Source organism: Paraburkholderia sp. Clong3 (assembly GCF_050436485.1).
GTDB lineage: Bacteria > Pseudomonadota > Gammaproteobacteria > Burkholderiales > Burkholderiaceae > Paraburkholderia > Paraburkholderia tuberum.
On the sequence record NZ_JBNDMH010000002.1, the window covers coordinates 147,870 to 166,461 of the forward strand.

At 64.2% G+C, this 18,592-nt stretch carries 15 protein-coding genes, 3 tRNA genes and 1 pseudogene; 12 read left to right on the forward strand and 7 right to left on the reverse strand.

Annotated features, from left to right (window positions below):
- Nucleotides 1–6 precede the first annotated feature (6 nt).
- The 3 genes from OKW30_RS05020 to earP all read right to left on the reverse strand — a co-directional run bounded on the left by OKW30_RS05020 (nt 7) and on the right by earP (nt 2,634).
- Entirely contained in the window at nt 7–213 is a 207-nt protein-coding gene (locus OKW30_RS05020; protein WP_090801149.1) for a CsbD family protein, read from the reverse strand.
- A gap of 273 nt (nt 214–486) precedes the next feature.
- Nucleotides 487–1,044: an elongation factor P gene (efp, locus tag OKW30_RS05025; protein ID WP_008919334.1), complete on the reverse strand. Its 558-nt coding sequence runs from the start codon at nt 1,042–1,044 to the stop codon at nt 487–489.
- Between the two features lie 396 nt (nt 1,045–1,440).
- The gene (gene earP / locus OKW30_RS05030; protein ID WP_429346155.1) at nt 1,441–2,634 is read right to left on the reverse strand and encodes an elongation factor P maturation arginine rhamnosyltransferase EarP; all 1,194 of its coding nucleotides are present in this window, start codon (nt 2,632–2,634) and stop codon (nt 1,441–1,443) included.
- Nucleotides 2,635–2,887: 253 nt separating this feature from the next.
- On the opposite strand from earP, the gene uvrC reads away from it, so the two are divergent.
- From uvrC to OKW30_RS05070, 8 genes are all read left to right on the forward strand, one after another.
- Nucleotides 2,888–5,119 (forward strand): excinuclease ABC subunit UvrC, encoded by a 2,232-nt coding sequence (gene uvrC / locus OKW30_RS05035; RefSeq protein ID WP_429346156.1) that lies wholly within the window; start codon nt 2,888–2,890, stop codon nt 5,117–5,119.
- A gap of 202 nt (nt 5,120–5,321) precedes the next feature.
- Nucleotides 5,322–5,915 carry a CDP-diacylglycerol--glycerol-3-phosphate 3-phosphatidyltransferase gene (pgsA, locus tag OKW30_RS05040; protein ID WP_062127799.1) on the forward strand — a complete coding sequence of 198 codons (594 nt, stop codon included), beginning with the start codon at nt 5,322–5,324 and terminating at the stop codon, nt 5,913–5,915.
- A 197-nt stretch (nt 5,916–6,112) separates the two neighbouring features.
- A tRNA-Gly gene (locus OKW30_RS05045) sits at nt 6,113–6,188 on the forward strand.
- A gap of 61 nt (nt 6,189–6,249) precedes the next feature.
- Nucleotides 6,250–6,325: transfer RNA gene (locus OKW30_RS05050), tRNA-Gly, on the forward strand.
- 128 nt (nt 6,326–6,453) lie between these two features.
- Nucleotides 6,454–6,527, forward strand: a tRNA-Cys gene (locus tag OKW30_RS05055).
- Nucleotides 6,528–6,807: 280 nt separating this feature from the next.
- Nucleotides 6,808–7,365: a hypothetical protein gene (locus OKW30_RS05060; RefSeq protein WP_260336590.1), complete on the forward strand. Its 558-nt coding sequence runs from the start codon at nt 6,808–6,810 to the stop codon at nt 7,363–7,365.
- A 180-nt stretch (nt 7,366–7,545) separates the two neighbouring features.
- Complete coding sequence (locus OKW30_RS05065) at nt 7,546–8,295, forward strand: TraB/GumN family protein (protein ID WP_429346157.1); 750 nt, start codon at nt 7,546–7,548, stop codon at nt 8,293–8,295.
- Nucleotides 8,296–8,434: 139 nt separating this feature from the next.
- A complete protein-coding gene (locus tag OKW30_RS05070; protein WP_429346158.1) occupies nt 8,435–8,935 on the forward strand; it encodes a GNAT family N-acetyltransferase in 501 nt (166 codons plus the stop codon).
- Between the two features lie 11 nt (nt 8,936–8,946).
- Here OKW30_RS05070 and OKW30_RS05075 read toward each other — a convergent pair whose 3' ends face one another.
- The 3 genes from OKW30_RS05075 to OKW30_RS05085 are packed head-to-tail and all read right to left on the reverse strand — an operon-like array spanning nt 8,947 to nt 10,975.
- Nucleotides 8,947–9,831 carry a cytochrome c oxidase assembly protein gene (locus OKW30_RS05075; RefSeq protein ID WP_184071635.1) on the reverse strand — a complete coding sequence of 295 codons (885 nt, stop codon included), beginning with the start codon at nt 9,829–9,831 and terminating at the stop codon, nt 8,947–8,949.
- 39 nt (nt 9,832–9,870) lie between these two features.
- Complete coding sequence (locus tag OKW30_RS05080; RefSeq protein ID WP_429346159.1) at nt 9,871–10,332, reverse strand: copper chaperone PCu(A)C; 462 nt, start codon at nt 10,330–10,332, stop codon at nt 9,871–9,873.
- Between the two features lie 28 nt (nt 10,333–10,360).
- Entirely contained in the window at nt 10,361–10,975 is a 615-nt protein-coding gene (locus OKW30_RS05085) for an SCO family protein (protein WP_429346160.1), read from the reverse strand.
- 485 nt (nt 10,976–11,460) lie between these two features.
- On the opposite strand from OKW30_RS05085, the gene otsB reads away from it, so the two are divergent.
- Together otsB and otsA are read left to right on the forward strand one after the other, a co-directional pair.
- Entirely contained in the window at nt 11,461–12,210 is a 750-nt protein-coding gene (gene otsB, locus OKW30_RS05090) for a trehalose-phosphatase (protein WP_090801136.1), read from the forward strand.
- A 53-nt stretch (nt 12,211–12,263) separates the two neighbouring features.
- Nucleotides 12,264–13,742 (forward strand): alpha,alpha-trehalose-phosphate synthase (UDP-forming), encoded by a 1,479-nt coding sequence (gene otsA, locus OKW30_RS05095; RefSeq protein WP_429346161.1) that lies wholly within the window; start codon nt 12,264–12,266, stop codon nt 13,740–13,742.
- Between the two features lie 95 nt (nt 13,743–13,837).
- Here the strand turns inward: otsA and OKW30_RS05100 are convergent, their stop codons facing one another.
- Nucleotides 13,838–15,673, reverse strand: coding sequence for an ABC transporter ATP-binding protein (locus tag OKW30_RS05100; RefSeq protein WP_184071643.1), 1,836 nt, complete (start codon nt 15,671–15,673; stop codon nt 13,838–13,840).
- Between the two features lie 695 nt (nt 15,674–16,368).
- Between OKW30_RS05100 and OKW30_RS05105 the strand changes: the two genes are divergently transcribed.
- Both OKW30_RS05105 and OKW30_RS05110 read left to right on the forward strand, forming a co-directional pair.
- Nucleotides 16,369–17,433, forward strand: a complete 1,065-nt coding sequence (locus OKW30_RS05105; protein WP_429346162.1) for a glycosyltransferase family 4 protein — start codon at nt 16,369–16,371, stop codon at nt 17,431–17,433.
- A 260-nt stretch (nt 17,434–17,693) separates the two neighbouring features.
- Nucleotides 17,694–18,543: pseudogene (locus OKW30_RS05110) on the forward strand (hypothetical protein).
- The last annotated feature ends 49 nt before the right edge of the window (nt 18,544–18,592 follow it).

Below are 18,592 nucleotides of genomic sequence, written 5' to 3' on the forward strand. Positions count from 1 at the left end.
GTCCTGTCAGAAATCCCGGTTGCTATCGAAAAACCGGCGCACTTCGAGTTCCGCCTGTTCACGGGTTTTGCCATAGCGTTCCTGAATCAGACCAGCGAGCTTGTCGGCCCGGCCTTCGGCCTTGGTCAACTCGTCGTCCGTCAGTTCGCCCCATGCGGTCTTCGCCTTGCCGATCATCTGTCTCCATTTACCTTCAGCGATGTCGTTGTTCATGGTGCCTCTCCCAGGAGTGGAAAATGAGCGATACTCGCGTAACTCTCTCCACCTAGCAGAGATCGTGCCAAAGAGCGTGGACGAAATCGATCAAGGGCTGCCGCGCGCCCAACGCGAAATCCGGATGTCGCGATGGTAATTTTGAGAAATTTGCCGGTAAAGTTTTCCTAAACCATACACGGTGCGACAGAAAAGAAAAAGCGCCCAAAAATTGAGCGCGTTTTGTGCAGGCCGGCAGGGCGCCGGCGCTGGCGGGGTGACGTAGGCGGGCGCTTAGGCGCGGCTGCGGTACTCGTGCGTACGCGTGTCGATTTCGATCTTGTCGCCGATGTTGCAGAAGAGCGGCACTTGCAGTTCGAAGCCGGTGTTCAGCTTGGCGTTCTTCAGCACCTTGCCCGACGACGTATCGCCCTTGACGGCCGGTTCCGTGTAGATGATTTCGCGAACCAGCGTGGTCGGCAGTTCGACCGAGATCGCCTTCTCGTTGTAGAACACGACTTCGCAAGCCATGCCGTCTTCGAGGTAGTGCATCGCGTCGCCCATCATTTCGGCTTCGACTTCGTACTGGTTGTAGTCGGCGTCCATGAACACGTACATCGGGTCGGCGAAGTACGAGTACGTCACTTCCTTGCGCTCGAGCACGACGACGTCGAACTTGTCGTCCGCCTTGTACACGGTTTCCATGCCTGCGCCGGTCAGCAGGTTCTTGAACTTCATCTTGACGACGGCGGAGTTACGGCCCGATTTGTTGTATTCGGCCTTTTGCACGACCATTGCGTCTGCGCCGATCATCACGACGTTGCCGGTGCGGAGTTCCTGTGCGGTCTTCATAAAACTGTCCTGTACGAGATAAATAGCTTAACTGTTGCTCAACGGCATACGGCGCAAGCGGCTTCGGCGTTTCGCCCACCGCCTGCCGCGCGCCGCGGGAAGCGGCCGCGCAGCCCGGATGCGTGAAACGGGACCGGCTCGCGGCGAAAACCCGGGGGCGTGATGCCTCGGCGTTCCACCTGTCCGTTACCTGATTTTTACCCTGTTCGGGCGTGTACACGAGTGGCGCCGATCTGCAACACGCCCAAACATACGTCCCTTTTTTGACATTCGCGTGCCCGACCGGAAGATTGGGACGCGTGCTGTGTTTTTCGAGGGGACCGGTCAGACGGGGCTGACCATGGGGTAGTTGGTCTAATCGGGCCGCGCTTGCGTCGTCGGCCGTTGGATAACCGCTTATTTTAACTGAGTTTTTGCGAACGAGGTCAGATTTCCGGCGAGATCGCCGACTTGCGCGAGTTCGACCGCCCAGCCAGCGGCGCGCCGTTTCAGGGCCGGATAGTGGCGCTGGAATTCCGCCCAGTCCGGCTGACCAGCGCCGTTCCACGCGTGCCAGAAGCGCTCGAGCGCGGTGCGCGCGTCAGTTGGGAGCGTGCGGGTGTAGTGCGCAAGTGCGGCGTCGAGCTTTGGCAGATGGGCGTCGTCGGCCTGCGGGTAGATGTGCCAGACGAACGGCTTGGCGGCCCACTGCGCGCGCACGAACGAGTCCTCGCCGCGTACGAAATTGACGTCGCTCGCCCAGAGCAGTGCGTCGTAGCCAGGCTGTTCGGTGAACGCGAGCGCGTGCGCGCTGAGGTTGCCGAGCGTCGCATGGGTGCCCGCTGCAAACGACGGTAGGCCGAAAAAGCGCGCCAGCGCGCCGGAAATGCGTCCTTCGGGCACCAGCAGCACGATCGGGCTTGCGTTGTCGCGCCATTGTTCGAGCAGGCTGTCGACGGCCGGGTTTTCGTAGGCGAACAGCGACACGACCGTCGCGTCGGCGGGCGGCGGCGCGTGGCCCGTGACGTTGCGCCACCAGTCGGTGCGCGCGGCGGGCGATGCTTCGAACGCGGCGCGCGCCGCGTCGAGATCGCGCTCCTTCAGGACGCCACCGGTGCCGGGGCCGAGTCCGGGGAAAAAGAAGGTCTTGCTGAGTGCGTAGCGCGGATGCGGCGACGGCCGCAGATGAAAATCGGCGATCCAGTCCTCGGCGCTCAGATATTCGAGGTTGAACCAGAGCGGCACGCTCGTTCGCTCTGCCATCGCCGCGATATAGACGGGCGGCAGTTCGCAGCCGAACGCCTCGATCACGACGTCGGCGACTTCGAGCGTATCGCCAACATGGGACGGCTCGTGCCAATGCTCGACGACGATGCCGTCGAGCGTCTGCCGCGCACGCTCAAGCTCGAGCGACGGGCACAGCCTCCTGAACGCATGCAGATCGTCGACGAACACGCGCACCTGCCAGTCGTGCTCGCGCGCGAGTTGGCGCGCAAGGCGCCAGCACACGCCGATGTCGCCGAAGTTGTCGATCACCGCGCAGAAGATATCGCAGGCGATCGGGTTGGCAGGGGCGGCGGGTGATCCGGAATCGGGCGCGACGGAGGACATGGCGGCTCGGCTGGCTCGGTGACTCCGGCGAACGGAGCGGGTTCGAACGAACGCGGAATGTTCTAAACTGGCGATTCTAAAGCCTCGCTCGCGATCGCGCGCGCCCTTTGTCCGCCATGCGGGCCGCATCGACGACACGCGACATGACCCCCGGTGCACGATGCCGGGCACCCGGCGGTGCAATCGGTGCAATCGGTGCGAGCGGTGCAAGCGGCGAGGCAGCGCGAGACAGTCCCACCCCAATCGATCCCGCATGACCGAACCCGAAGCCAGCGACGCCCCCGACACCTTCGAGCCGAAAACAGTGCTCGCCCAACTGCCGCATCTGCCCGGCGTCTACCGCTATTACGACACGAGTGGCGCGGTGCTCTACGTCGGCAAGGCGCGCGATCTGAAGAAGCGCGTATCGAGCTACTTCACGAAGACGCAGCTGTCGCCGCGTATCGCGATGATGGTCACGCGCATCGCGCGCATCGAGACCACGGTCACGCGTTCCGAGGCCGAGGCGCTGCTGCTCGAAAACAATCTGATCAAGGCGCTCACGCCGCGTTACAACATCCTGTTTCGCGACGACAAGTCGTATCCCTATCTGAAGCTGACCGGCCACAAGTTTCCGCGCATGGCCTATTACCGCGGCTCGGTCGATCGCAAGAACCAGTACTTCGGCCCGTTCCCGAGCGCCTGGGCGGTGCGCGAGAGCATCCAGATCCTGCAGCGCGTGTTCCAGCTGCGCACCTGCGAAGACTCGGTGTTCAACAACCGCACGCGGCCGTGTCTGCTGCATCAGATCGGCCGTTGCACGGCGCCGTGCGTCGCGAACATCAGCGAGGAGGATTACGCGCGCGACGTCGCCAACGCGTCGCGCTTTCTGCTCGGCCGTCAGGGCGAGGTGATGAAGGAGCTCGAGCAGAAGATGCATGCGTTCGCGAGCGAGCTGAAGTTCGAGCAGGCCGCGGCGGTGCGCAACCAGATGAGTTCGCTGTCGACGGTGCTGCATCAGCAGGCAATCGAAGTCGGCAGCGACAGCGACGTCGACATTCTCGCGGTAGTCGCGCTGGGCGGCCGCGTGTGCGTGAATCTCGCAATGGTGCGCGGCGGACGACATCTCGGCGACAAGGCGTACTTTCCCACGCACGTGGAGAGCGCGTTGACGGCGGAGGAAGGCGGGCTCGAAGAAGACGGCGATCAGGACGATGCATCGGCGGATGCGCGAGCGGTCGCGCCATCGGCCGCGGCGGCGAGCGCCTCGGCCGATGCGCTCGCGATCGCTCAGGACATGCCGTCGGAAGACGAGGACGCCGATGGTAGTGAAGAAGACGCGATCGACGAGGTTGCCGAAGCGACCCCGGACGCCGTCAGCGACGAAGGCGCGGACGAAGGCACCGACGGGAACGCAGAGTCCGGCCCCGCGGCGAAGCGCCGCAAAAGCCGCGCGCCAGGCGGCATCGAATCCGAAGTGCTCGAAGCGTTCATCGCGCAGCATTACCTCGGCAATCGCGTGCCGCCGGTGCTGGTGGTCAGCCACGCGCCGGCGCGCGAACTCGTCGACGTGCTGATCGAGCAGGCGGGCCACAAGGTGACCGTACTGCGTCAACCGCAAGGACAGCGGCGCGCGTGGCTCGCGATGGCCGAGCAGAACGCGCGGCTCGCGCTCGCGCGCCTGCTCTCCGAGCAGGGCTCGCAGCAGGCGCGCACGCGCGCGTTGACCGACACGCTCGGCATGGAGTGCGACGACCTCGCGCATCTGCGCATCGAATGCTTCGACATCAGTCACACGATGGGCGAGGCGACGCAGGCGTCCTGCGTCGTCTTTCACCACCACAAGATGCAGTCGTCCGAGTATCGCCGCTACAACATCGCCGGCATCACGCCCGGTGACGATTACGCGGCGATGCGCCAGGTGCTCACGCGCCGCTACGAAAAGATGGTCGCGCAGGCCGCCGCGAATGCGAGCGACGAAGCCGCCGAATCGCAAAGTGACGCGGCCGCCGATCCCGCGCTCGCCGCCGATGCCGCCGAGCCGGCCGCGGCCGGCGGCGTGCTGCCGACCATCGTGCTGATCGACGGCGGCAAGGGGCAGGTGGAGATCGCGCGGCAGGTGTTCACGGAGTTGGGGCTCGATACTGGCATGCTCGTCGGCGTCGCGAAGGGCGAGGGGCGCAAGGTCGGTCTCGAGACGCTGATTTTCGCGGACGGCCGCACGCCGCTCGAACTCGGCAAGGAAAGCGCCGCGCTGATGCTGGTCGCGCAGATCCGCGACGAAGCGCATCGTTTCGCGATCACCGGCATGCGCGCCAAACGCGGCAAGACGCGCCAGACCTCGCGGCTCGAAGAACTCGAAGGCGTAGGGGCGAAGCGGCGTCAGCGCCTGCTGGCGCGCTTTGGCGGCTTGCGCGGCGTGGTGGCCGCGAGCGTCGAGGATCTCGCGAGCGTCGAAGGCATTTCGCAGGCGCTCGCCGAGCAGATCTACCGGCAACTGCATTGAATTGGCGGGCCGCGCCGCGCCGTGATCGGAACGACGGTTCGTCGGACCCGCGGCGTCGCGCTGCGGATGCGCTGGCTGCGAACCACGCGCGGGGGCGGCTCGCTTGCCGCCCCCGCGCGGCCATGCCTGGGCGCGCTTGCTTGTGGCAGGCCCTGTGACACGGCACAATTGCAACTCACTCGTCAGACGCTGCGCCTGCCCCATGCCGTTTAATTTCCCGATATTCCTGACCTGGCTGCGGATCGTGCTGATTCCGCTCGTCGTCGGTGTGTTCTATTTGCCCGACATGATGATGAGCCCCGCGCACCGCAATCTCGCGGCCGCGACGATCTTCATCCTGGCGGCGCTCACCGACTGGTTCGACGGCTTTCTGGCCCGCAAATGGAATCAGACCTCGGCATTCGGCGCGTTTCTCGATCCGGTCGCCGACAAGCTGATGGTGACCGCGGCGCTGCTCGTGCTCGTGCAACTCACGCGGATCGATTCCGCGATCGCGCTCGTGATCGTCGGACGTGAAATCGCGATCTCGGCCCTGCGCGAATGGATGGCGCAGATCGGTGCGTCGAAGAGCGTCGCGGTGAACTCGCTCGGCAAGTTCAAGACCGCTTGCCAGATGGTCGCGATTCCGATGCTGCTGTTCTATGGCCCGCTGCCGCTCGGTGGCGGCGTGACGGTCGACACGCGCGTGTGGGGCCTGTGGCTGATCTATCTGGCTGCGTTCCTGACGATCTGGTCGATGCTGTACTACATGAAGCTCGCGTGGCCGCAGATTCGCGAGCGCGGCGGCATTGCGTGACGGTGTGAATAGAAGAGCACGGGGGGCGCAAAAGTGTGTTCGAACCCCGCACTACTATGAGAGAAATATTTTCTTTAAAGCAGACGGGCAAAGGGGTTGACACGTTTCAGTCGATTCTCCATAATCTCGTTTCTCCGATGCACGCAACGTGAAACACCGGAGACGCAGTAAAGCACTAGCGGTAAATGCAGCACAACGCGGGAATAGCTCAGTTGGTAGAGCGCAACCTTGCCAAGGTTGAGGTCGCGAGTTCGAGCCTCGTTTCCCGCTCCAGTATTCGAAGCATCGCGTTGTTTGGCGAAGTAAAAAAGGCAGCGCGGTGAAGCAGTTCAATGCGGGAGTAGCTCAGTTGGTAGAGCGCAACCTTGCCAAGGTTGAGGTCGCGAGTTCGAGCCTCGTCTCCCGCTCCATACATCAGGGGAAGCAGCGCTTCCCTTTTTGTTTGGAAGGCCGCTCGTTCTGAACTTCCAGAGCTTCGGTTCTTCTGGTTATCACCAGATAAATCTGCGAACCCGTGTCCAGGTTCCAGTCCGCTTGTGGCGCGATAGCAAAGCGGTTATGCAGCGGCCTGCAAAGCCGTTTAGGCCGGTTCGACTCCGGCTCGCGCCTCCAGTCTTTGATGTAAAGCGAAAGCCCCGACTTGTCGGGGCTTTTCGTTTTTCTGTTCCTCTCTTCGCCAGCCTTGTCGATCGTCGTCATCAAGGTGAGCGGAGCGGTCGATCCGACTGCGTGCCGCAGACGTTCCTCCGAATCGATCAGAAATTGAGCGCGGATTTAATCGACTGCACGGCAGCGGTGTTCAGGAAGCAGTAGTTCTCTTGCGGCGTACCGCCGGACATATACATCGACCAGCGAGAGAGGGCCATCGGGCTGGAACCAGACGCACGAGCAGGTGACGGTGCTGCGGGCGACGCCATCGCACATCTATTTCGAATCGAAGATCTCGGGTTCGACGCAGGCGCCACGCGAAGTGATCGCCGGAGCGGACCGGAGCCGCGAGCGCAGCGTGAACGGCACCGATACAGTCGTGAACCGGCCGTTCGCGTTTCCGTTGTCGCCGGGTAAGAGCTGGACGGTCGAATACGCCGGGCAGCATCCGAACCGGGTATTCGCTTCGCAGAAGTGGAACTCGCAGTATCGGGTGGTCGGAACGGAAACCGTCGAAGTGCCCGCCGGCAAATTCCAGGCGATCAAGATCGAAGCCGAAGGCGACTGGGTCGCGCAACTCGAGCCGCGGCAGACGGTCACGCAAGCCACCCAGGTCGAGCACGGCGACACCGCGATGATCACGCATGCGCAGAAACTCGGTCCTGTTCAGGCGACGGGACGCACGTATAAAAGCGTTTTGGTATGTGCCGGAAGTCGGCCGTTGGGTGAAATCGGTGGAAGAGTATTACGGCAGCAATGGCGTGAGAAACGAGCGCTATACGACCGAACTCGAGTCGTTTAAAAAGAGCGGGCAATAATCGGGTTCAGGCGTTTGATGCGTTCGCGCATTCATTGGGGCAGCGCATTCCGCTCAACGGCGTGTCCGGCGCGCGCACGGGAAGGGCAACGCACGCCGGCGCGCCTTATCCAGGCCGGGCGATAGAATCGCACCACTGTCATCGCCCGTTTTCATTGAAGCCGCATGTATTTCCAACTCACCGGCACTCAGGTCCGCCTGCTCGGCTCGATGCATCTGTTTCCCGCGACGAGCCGTCGAACGCCGCCATGGGTCGCCGAAGCCTATGACTGGGCCGACGCGCTCGTATTCGAGTCCGACCCAGCAACGATCCTGCCGTTTCTCAAAGCCGACGCACACCCCGACGCCGCGCAACTGCGGCCCCGGATGCGCGACGAAGCCTGGACGCAACTGCAGGCGCTGTGGCCGACCGATGGCCTGCTCGCGCCGCTTGAAACACTGCGTCCGTGGGCCGCGCTGATCGTCGCGCCGACGCTGCTGCAGCAGGTCGTCGAGGGTGTCGAGCCGCGCATGTTGCGCTCGGCGCTCGCGCAGGCGAAGCCGTATCGCTATCTCGAGTCCGCGCGGGACGTCGCAGTCGCGCTCGAATCGATTCCGCTCGAAGCCATTGCCGCGGCGCTCGACATGCTGATGGCCGACCGCGGCGAACCGCAGCGCACGCTCGAACGGATGCACGCGGCGTGGCTGGAGGGCGATCTGCACGCGATACAGCAAATCGCCGTCGAAGCGCCGATGTTCAATCTGGCCGGCATCCGTCAGGCGATTCTCGACGTGCGCAATCGCGCGTGGGCCGCGCGGCTGAGCGAGTTGCTGGACGTTCGCGAGCGCACGCTGGTGGTCGTCGGCGCGCTGCATCTATGCGGCCCCGGCAATCTCCCCGACTGTCTCGCGCGACCCGTGCAAGCGGTGTTCTGAACGCGTGCGCGGCTTTCGCGACTGAATACAGCCGTGTCGACCGCCCGGATGCCAGGCCTGCGCATGCTCGATGACGAGGCGCGCGGCATAATTGCGGATCGTTGCCCGCGCTGTCGCGCATTGACCCTGAAAGCTACCGATGACTGAACCGCAACACACCGCCGCCGCGCGGCTCGCCCAGCTCGAATGGCGCTGGAAGCCGTTCGGGAACCTCACGAGCGTCGAAGTCTATGAGATGCTGGCCGCCCGCAGCGCGGTGTTCGTCGTCGAACAGAACTGCGTGTATGGCGATATCGATGGGCTCGACGTCGAAGCCTGGCATCTGCTTGCGTATGGCACCGGCGACGGTGCGGCGCGGCCGCCGTTGGCCGGCTATCTGCGCGTGTTGTTGCCCGATGCGGCGGATGCCGATGTGCGCATCGGCCGGGTGTTGACGACCGCGCCGTTTCGCGGCATCTGTCTCGGCAAGGCGATGCTCGAACGCTCGCTCGCGCAAATCCGTGCGCAGTGGCCCGATACGCCGATCCGTCTGCACGCGCAGGCGCATCTGCAAGGCTTTTACGGTGCGTTCGGCTTCGAGCCGGTCTCGGAGGTTCACGACGAAGACGGCATCCCGCATGTGTGGATGCGCGCGCTGTGAACGCGAACGGGTCAGCGGGGCACGTTCGTGGTCGTCGACGCCGCATGCGTGAGCCCGCGCGCCGCTTTTGCATGCCGCTCGGCGCGCAGGCGTCCGCGAGACGACAGCCGCATCCAGTGGCGCAGCGCGATCAGCGCGCCGACCACGCTCATCATCGAACCCGGAATCCATAGCAGGAGCCCGCCGATCTGCTGATCGCGCATCGGGCTCAGCCACGTGAACGCCCGGCCGCAGATCGAGTAGATCGGATACAACTCGTGCGTCGTAAAAAAGATGAATGCGCCGAGAACGATCTGCGGCGGAATCGCCGCGATCACGACGAGCACGCGCTTGCCCGGAGACAGACGCGCGGGCGGCGCCGGACGCGGATCGAGTACGAGCCACCAGAACAGCAGGCCGTCGATCGCCATGCTCCAGTTCATTACGCGATAGAGCCGCCAGTCGAGCATCGCGACGAAATGGATCGGCGACAGCAGCCAGAAATAGATCAGCCCGACGAATAGCGTGAGCGCGACGACCGGGTGCATGACGACGTCGAGCGCCGTGCGCACGAGCGGTGTTTGCAGCGCGGGCCGCACGAAGCGCTGTCGCCAGCGCAACGGAATTCCCGCGCGCAACGCCGCGCCCGGATACGACAGCGCAATGAAGAACGGCCCGAGATGATGCAGCACCAGATGCTGCAAGCGATGCATGAAGAATTCATGCTCGAAGAAATAATCGAGCCGCGTATGCAGCACGACATACAGCGCGACCAGTCCGAGCCAGAATGACAGACGCCGCGCGAACGACAGCCGCGCCTTGCGCGCGCCGCGCACGAACAGGATCGCGGGGATCAGCAACGCGATCACGACGGTCGGCGAAAACTCCCAGGGATCGAGCCAGTAGAGCAGGTTCATGGCGATGGCGCGTGCGGTGGCGGCGGCCCGTCGTGCCGCTTACCTGGTCTGGCCCGGCGACTTGACCGCGAACGGCGCGCTCACTGTTTCGCCGTCGGAGAACTTCAGCGTCAGACGCACGGTGTCGCCCGGCGCGACCTTGTGCTTCGCGTCCTCGAGCATCACGTGATAGCCGCCCGGCGCGATCGCGACCTGGCCATGCGCGGGCACCGTCAGCTTGTCGACCATCACCATCTTCTGCGTCGAACCGTTCGATACGGTTTGATGCAGCATCGCATCGCCGTAGTCGTCGCTCGATACATCGACGAGGTCGATCGGCTTGTCGCTCGCGTTGACGAGCGTCGCATAGCCGGCCGCGGGCAGGTTGTTCGGCAGCCAGCGCACCCACGCGTCCTTGATGCTGATCGCGTGAGCATCGGCCGCTTGCGCGGCCGACGCGGCGCCGAGTGACAGCGCGAGCGCGCAGGCGAGGGAAGCGATTGGTTTGAGCTTGATCGTCATGATGGAATGGAGTGGGATCAAAGAAGAATCAGGATGGGTCATCGATGATGCGGCGCAGGTCCTGCGCGATCGCATCGGGCGTGTCGTGATCGGTGGCGAGCAGGCGCGCGCGGCCCCGGCTGTCGAACACATAGACGGCGGAGCTGTGCGTGACCTCGTAGTTGCCGTTCGGGTCGCGCTTTTCCATCTGATAAGCGACACGATAACGCTTGGCCAGCGACTCGATCTGCCAGTCGGTGCCGCTCAGCCCTTCGGCGTGCTGTGCGTCGAACGCGCCGACATAGTCGTGCAAGGCCTGCGGCGTGTCGCGCGCGGGATCGACGGTGATGAACAGAATGCGCACTTTCTGCGCATCGGGACCGAGCTTGCCGAGCACCTGCATCAGACGGCCCATCGTTTCGGGACAGACGTCCGGGCAATGCGTGTAGCCGAAGTAAACCAGCGACGTGCGGCCCCTGAACGACGCGGCGTTGACGGGACGGCCGGTGTCGTCGGTCAAGGTGAAGTCCAGATCCGGCAGGTGGCCGGTCACGTTGGTCAACTGCCACGGCTCGGCGCGCTGTGTGCAACCGGTCAGCGCGGCGAGCGCGACCAGCGTGCCCAGCGCAGTTGCCGCCGCAAGCCGGCGTGCCAACCCGTGCATCAAGCGGTGCGTGAGTCGCTTGGGTCGTGAGCGGGACCGGTTCGGCCGCTGGCGCTGGGGTGGCAGGATCGGGAACAAAGCAGGGTTCAATGACTCGATTGAAGAGCAGGCAACGCGAATCGATGGAGCAGGGGGCCGCACCGCCGCCCGATCATGCCGCGCAAGATTCGCGCGCGACACGCGATTGATTGAGAGCATGCAACGATGTCCATCACACCGACGGTCCGCGTGGCAGCGACTGTAGCGCAAAATTGGCGCCAGCGTCGCGCAGCGCGCCGGGCGCACGATTTGCGAGTCAATTTGACGCAGCTTGCTGAAAGCCGGTTGAAGCCCGATCGTTGCGCTTTTGAACGCAATCGACAGAAGCGGATGATAGATCGCCCATCGGGCTTGAGTCCCAGCTTACTTTCTCGAAAAATTGACGGATGCGCGGTAAGATGCGCACACTTTTCCGGCCATAGATGGCTGAAAGGCGAACCCAGGCGATGCAAGCACTTCCGGCTGTTCTGTCTCCGAGCGAGACGGCATTTTTCTTCGACTTCGATGGCACGCTCGTCGAACTCGCCCCCACACCGGACGGCGTGCTGGTGCAGCCGCGCGTGATCGACCTGCTGCGCGAACTGCGCAGTCTGACGAATGGCGCGGTCGCGGTGGTGTCGGGGCGCGGCATCGACAGCATCGACAGTTTTCTCGGCATGCCCGATCTGCCGGTCGCGGGTCTGCACGGCGCCGAGCGGCGCGATGCGAATGGCGACACGCAGCGCATCGGCTTTCACGACGAGCGCCTGTTGCGCATGGAGCAGGTGCTCGCGCAGGTCGTCAACGAACATCCGGGCATGCTGCTCGAGATCAAGGGCGCGGCGCTCGCGCTGCACTACCGCAACGCGCCGGACCGCGAGCCGGTCGCGCGCGAGGCGACCGAGCGGCTCGTCGCCGATTACCCCGCTTCTTACGTGCTGCAGCCCGGCAAGATGGTCTACGAGATCAAGCCGAAGGACGTCGACAAGGGCCGCGCGACGCGCGCGTTCCTCGACGAGCTGCCGTTCACCGGCCGCACGCCGATATTCGCCGGCGACGATCTGACCGACGAGAAGGGCTTCGCGGTCGTCAACGAGCGCGGCGGTCTGTCGATCAAGGTCGGCGCGGGCGAAACGATGGCGCACACGCGCGTCGAATCGGTGTCGTCACTGCTCGACTGGCTCGAAACCATCGTCGCGGCGGCGCGCGGCGCATGACGCCGGCGGCCCCGTTCAACGAAAACAACATACTGCATCGGGAATCGCGCTTCATGAGCCGACTGATCATTGTTTCGAACCGGGTGGCGCCTATTTCGGAGGGCGGTCCGGCGGCGGGCGGTCTGGCGGTCGGCGTGTACGACGCGCTGAAGGAGACCGGCGGCATGTGGTTCGGCTGGAGCGGCGACGTGCTGACCTCCGGCCAGCCGCAGATCAAGCTCGAGGAGCGGGGTCCGGTGACCTTCGCGACCGTCCCGCTGATGCGGCGCGATTACGACCAGTACTACCGTGGTTTCTCGAACGCGACGCTGTGGCCCGCGTTCCACTATCGATCCGACCTGCTGCATTACGACCGGCACGACTTCGAAGGCTACTGCCGCGTCAACGCGTGGCTCGCGCAGCAACTCGTGCCGCTCCTGCGCGAAGACGACGTGATCTGGGTGCACGACTATCACCTGATTCCGTTCGCTCAGGCGCTGCGCTCGGCAGGCGTGAACAACCGCATCGGTTTTTTTCTGCACATTCCGTTTCCGGCCGCGCAGGTGCTGCTGACGGTGCCGCCGCATCGCGAGCTCGTCGAGGCGCTGTGTTCGTTCGACCTGCTCGGCTTCCAGACCGGTCCCGATCTGCGCGCGTTCTGCGACTACGTGATCAACGAGGGGGGCGGCTCGATCGACGCGTCGGCGAAAGGACCGCTGAGTGTGCATGCGTTCGGCCGCACGTTGCGCGCCTCTGCGTATCCGATCGGCGTCTATCCGGACGAGATCGCCGGGCTCGCGAAGGCGGGCGAACGCGGCAAGCCGGTGCGCACGATGAAGGCGACCCTGCATTCGCGCAAGCTGATCATGAGCGTCGACCGGCTCGATTATTCGAAGGGGCTGGTCGAGCGGTTCCGTGCGTTCGAGCGCCTGCTCGAGCATACGGCCGCGCAGCGCAACAAGGTGTCGTTCCTGCAGATCGCCCCGCCGACGCGCGCCGACCTGCACGCGTATCAAGACATCCGGCTACAGCTCGAAGGCGAGTCGGGACGGATCAACGGACGTTTCGCCGAGCTGGACTGGACGCCGATCCTATACATCCACAAGCAGTACGAGCGCTCGGTGCTGGCGGCGCTGTTCCGTACCGCGCACGTCGGCTATGTGACGCCGTTGCGCGACGGCATGAACCTCGTTGCGAAGGAATACGTGTCGGCGCAGGATCCGGAGAATCCCGGCGTGCTGGTGCTGTCGCGCTTCGCGGGCGCGGCGCAGGAGCTCGACGGCGCGCTGATCGTCAATCCGGTCGATATCGACGGCATGGCCGAAGCGCTCGCGCGGGCGCTCGACATGCCGCTCGCCGAGCGCCAGGGGCGCTATCGCGACATGATGGCGCAGCTGCGCGAGAACAACGTGTCGGTGTGGCGCGATAACTTCATGCGCGATCTGCAGAGCGTCGAGGGCGCGAAGCGCGCCAGAAGCGGGAAAGCGCGCGCGGCCACGGGTGCTGCGCGCGCCGCGCGGAAGAGGGCGGCGCGCGAGAGCGTGACCGGCTAAGCCAAGCCGGGCCGCGAGACAGACAGCAAAAAGCCGCTCCAGGGAGCGGCTTTTTTTCAAGCGATGCGATGCGCAGCGCGTGGACCAGGCGTGCGTCAGGCTACGTGCTGTTCGTCGACCTTCTTGCCGCCGATATGCAGCGTCTGGCCCTTGCCATACTGCTTCGAGAGCAGGTCGCGATAGAGGCCCGGACGCTGGCGCAGTTCTTCCGGCGTGCCGTCGTCGATGACCTTGCCGGCGCTCATCACGATGATCCGGTCGAAGTTGTTCAGCGTCGACAGACGGTGCGCGATCGCGATCACGGTGCGGCCGACCATCAAGCGGTCGAGCGCCTTCTGGATCGCTTCCTCGGACGCGCTGTCGAGCGCGGACGTGGCTTCGTCGAGCAGCAGGATCGGCGCGTTTTTCAGAATCGCGCGCGCGATTGCGATGCGCTGGCGCTGACCGCCCGACAGCTTCACGCCGCGGTCGCCGACGATCGTGTCGTAGCCTTCCGGCATCGCTTCGATAAAGTCCGCGCAACGCGCCTCGCGCGCGGCAGCGAGCACTTCCTCGCGGCTCGCGTCCGGGCGGCCGTACGCGATGTTCTCGTACACCGTGCGATGGAACAGCGAGATGTCCTGGGGCACCAGCGCAATCGCGTGGCGCAGGCTGTCCTGGGTAATCGACGCGATGTCCTGGCCGTCGATCTTGATCGCGCCACCCTGGGTCTCGTAGAAGCGCTGCAACAGCGCGAGCACGGTCGATTTGCCGGCGCCCGACTTGCCGATCAGCCCGACGCGCTGACCCGGTTCGATATCGAGGTCGAAGTGATCGAGAATCGGCCGGCGGCGCGGATAGGCGAACGTGACGCCGTCGAACGTGACGCGGCCGCCCTGCGGCACGAGTTCGGTCGCGTCGTCGCGATCGGGCATGCCGTGCGGTTCGAGCAGCGTGCGCACGGCCTCTGCGAGTCGCGCGACGTGCTGCGTGACGTCGACGAGCGCGACGGCGAGATCGCGCGTGCCGTGCAGGATCGTGAAGCCGAGCGAGCTGACGAGCACGATGTCGCCCGAGGTCGCGCGGCCCTGGTCCCACAGCCATAGCGCCCAGCCGAGCAGGCCGGCCGACAGCAGCGCGGTGACCACGGCGTGCAGCAGACGCAGCTTTTCCAGGTACAGCAGGCTTTGCTGGCGCGCGTCCATTTCCGACTTGACCGTCGAAGCAAAGCGGTGCTGTTCGCGGAACGTCATGCCGAACGCGCGCACGAGCCCCATATTGCTGATCACGTCGACAAGCTCGCCGTCGACCGATGCCGCCTTGGTCGCGAAATTATGGTGACGCGCGGAACCGCGGCCCGCGAGCTTGTACAGCACGACCGACAGGATCGCCGAGCACAGCATCAGGCCGGCGGCCATCAGCGGGTTCACCGCGATGATCATCACGATCGCGCCGAGCACCGCGATGCACGGCGGCAGCACGTTCCACGCGGTGGTGTTTTCGGCGGTGTAGACGGCGTTCGAGGTCGCGGTGATCCGGCTTGCCAGCATGCCGGGCTGCTTTTCGGCGTAGTAGGTCGGCGAGTGGCCGCTCAGGTACTGAAACAGGTCGCGCCGCAAATCGCCCGTCACGGCGACGAACGTGTGCGCGGCGAACCAGCCGCCGATCCGCCACAACAGGTTGTCGGCAGCGATCAGGCCGACGAGGATCGCGAACGCGCCCCACAGCGGTCCCGGATGATGCCTGCCGCCGCCGAGCACGTCGATCAGATGTTTGATCGCGTACTGCGAAGCGAGTGCGCAGCCCACGGCCGCAAACACGCTGCACAACACGATCGCATGCGCGAGCGGATGGCGGCGGATAAAGCGGAAGAGAAACGCAAGTGGCCGGTGCGCATAGCTCGCGAGCTTGGCGTTCTGGGCGTTACGCTGGGCGATGGTCAAGTGTTCCAATTGAGCTGAGATCGATGTGTTGCGGGTTGTGCATGCAATGCGCGGACCACACGGACAAGCATGGCTCTCCGTGAAGCCGATGTTTCGCATTGTAAACATGCAAAGGCGATTGCGCCCTGTGTATCCGGGCTTTGACGCGATTGATTTCGCGATGGACCCCCGCGATCTGCGTCGTCCCAACACACCAGCCGACGGGCCATTCAGGCAGATTGCGGAAAATTTCGAGATATAATTACAGATTGCATTCAACCGCGCTGCGGCAATTTTGCAATTCCTACCGGCAACGTTGATGGGCGAGAACTCGCAGACACGGTACCGCCGCGCCTCCCGAAACCTCGTGGATACTGTAGAACTATCTTTGAAAACAAGGGTTTGCAAAGTGTTTCGCGTTTGTAACAACGTAAAGACTTTGAAATGCTGCGGTGCTGCAACAATCCGGGCATCGATAATGCGTGCTCGTTAGCCCGGCAATTTTTCTGACAGTTTGTCAACGTCGGTGCAACGGGCGCGTTTACTCGCACATGCCCAGTCGCTGATCCACTTGTCCGGGCTCGTTACCAAGCGATCCATCGCAGGATTTCTCAAAAGAATCAGGCCCGCGCCGGCATTTCCGGCCAGACTGCCCTGGCGAGCAAGCGAGTCGCTTTTTCCAAATGCAGTACTTTTGCCTGATTTTTTACTAGGAGTTCGTCAATATGCGAATCGCTCAAATCGCTCCGCTGCACGAGGCGGTTCCTCCCAAGCTGTACGGTGGTACGGAACGCGTGGTGTCCTATCTGACCGAGGCGCTGGTCGAGCAGGGCCACGACGTCACGCTGTTTGCAAGCGGTGATTCGCAAACTTCGGCGAAGCTCGAAGTTTTCTGGCCGCAGGCGCTGCGCCTCGACCCGACGATCCGCGACGTGATGGCGCCGCACATGCTGCTGCTCGAAGAAGTGCGCCGCCGCGCGGACGAATTCGACGTGCTGCATTTCCACATCGACTACTACCCGTTCTCGCTGTTCGCGCGTCAGCCTGTGCCGTTCGTCACGACGCTGCACGGCCGTCTCGATCTGCCTGAACTGCAGCCGATCTTCAACACGTTCAATGACGTGCCGGTCGTGTCGATCTCGGACAACCAGCGCATTCCGCTGCCGCAGGCGCACTGGCTGCAAACCGTCTATCACGGTTTGCCGGAAGACGTGCTCAAGCCGATTCCCAACGTCGAGCCCGGCTACCTCGCATTCCTGGGCCGCGTCTCGCCGGAGAAGGGGCTTGACAGGGCGATTCGCATCGCCGGGCAGGCAGGCATGAAGCTCAAGGTCGCCGCCAAGATCGACAAGGCCGACCGTGCCTACTACGAAGAAGTCATCAAGCCGCTGATGTCGTTGTCGCACATCGAGTACATCGGCGAAATCGGCGAAGCTGAAAAGCGCGAGTTTCTCGGCAATGCGCACGCACTGGTGTTCCCGATCGACTGGCCGGAGCCCTTCGGTCTCGTGATGATCGAGGCGATGGCTTGCGGCACGCCGGTGATCGCGTTCAATCGCGGTTCGGTGCCGGAAGTGATCGAAAACGGCATGTCGGGTTTCGTCGTCGAGGACGAAATCAGCGCGGTCGCCGCCGTCAAACGTCTGCACACGCTGCCCCGCGCTGGCGTGCGCAAGGCGTTCGAGGCGCGCTTCTCGTCGAAGGTGATGGCGCAGAACTACGTCGCCACCTATGAAGAACTGCTGCGTCGCAAACATCGCACGGTGCTGCGCGAAGTCAACGCGGGCTGATTGGCGATTGTTCCGCCGCGGTTGTTTCGCGGTAGATAAAACGCTGTCGGCAGCAACTCGTTGCACGCTTCCTTCGTTGCTCTGAACGCCCCGCCGGCACGTCGCCGGCGGGGCGTTGTTGCATGCGCGCTGCGTTTTTCGTCGGTGCACAACTGAAAATACGGGTTTCCGCGCGGCGCGAACGAGCCAGTCTCGGTAATATCCCTATAATTGCCGTGCCGCAAATTGGGCTGCGGTGCCGCCGACGACAGGAGGATGCCTTGGCGAGAACGAAAGAGACGCGCGCGAACGCCGCGCCCGGCGCCGGAACGATTTTTACGTTGCGCGCCATCGGTCTCGTGCTCGCCGCCCGCTGGTTTTTCTCGATGTCCGAGATGAAGCTGACCACCGCGCTGACCGCGATGGCGTCTTCACCGTGGGCATGTATCAACCTCGTTTTTCTGTTCCTGCTGATCTTCCTGCCGGGCGCGCGCGCCGTCGCGGAGCGTCCGTTCCATCCGTTGCCGCAATGGCTGCGTCAGGCGCTGCGCCTGTTCGCGTTCCTCGGGTTTCTGTTTGCGCTGTGGTCGGTCGGCGCGTTCGTCGCGAGCGCAGGCTGGCGTCGCGCGATGCAGGCGGTCGCGGCCAGCAACGGTTGGCTCGTCGCGGCGCCGGTGCTGTATGCGATCGTCTTGTGGATCTGCCGGCCGCTGCCGTTGTGGGCGCACCAATGTTGCGGCGCGGCGCTTTGCGATCGGCCGCTATGCGGTGTCGCTCGATCCGCTGACCCGCACCGTCGTCGTGTGGGCTGAGCGGCGCAAGGTGGGGCAATACGATGCGCGCGAATTGTCGGTGCGCTGGGCGAGCGGTTCCAATGCGCGCGCGACGCCGGCGCCCGCGGTCGCGTTCGGCGCGGCGGGCAAGGCCGGCGCGTCAGCGGCGCCGATAGGGTCGGTCGCGGCGCCCTCGCTTGCGCGCAGCGCGTTCGGCGTACGTCCGAAGGTCGAGTTGCTGTGGGATTCGCCGGCCGCCGCGGGTCATAACCGGCAGACCGTTTTCCGCGCCGCGCTGACGACCGAAGGCGATCGCGTCGCCGCCCGCGCGCTCGACACGACGCTGCGCCAGGTCTGACGCTGCATGTTTTGTGCTATCGGTCACATCGCGTGGCCGATGCACGCAT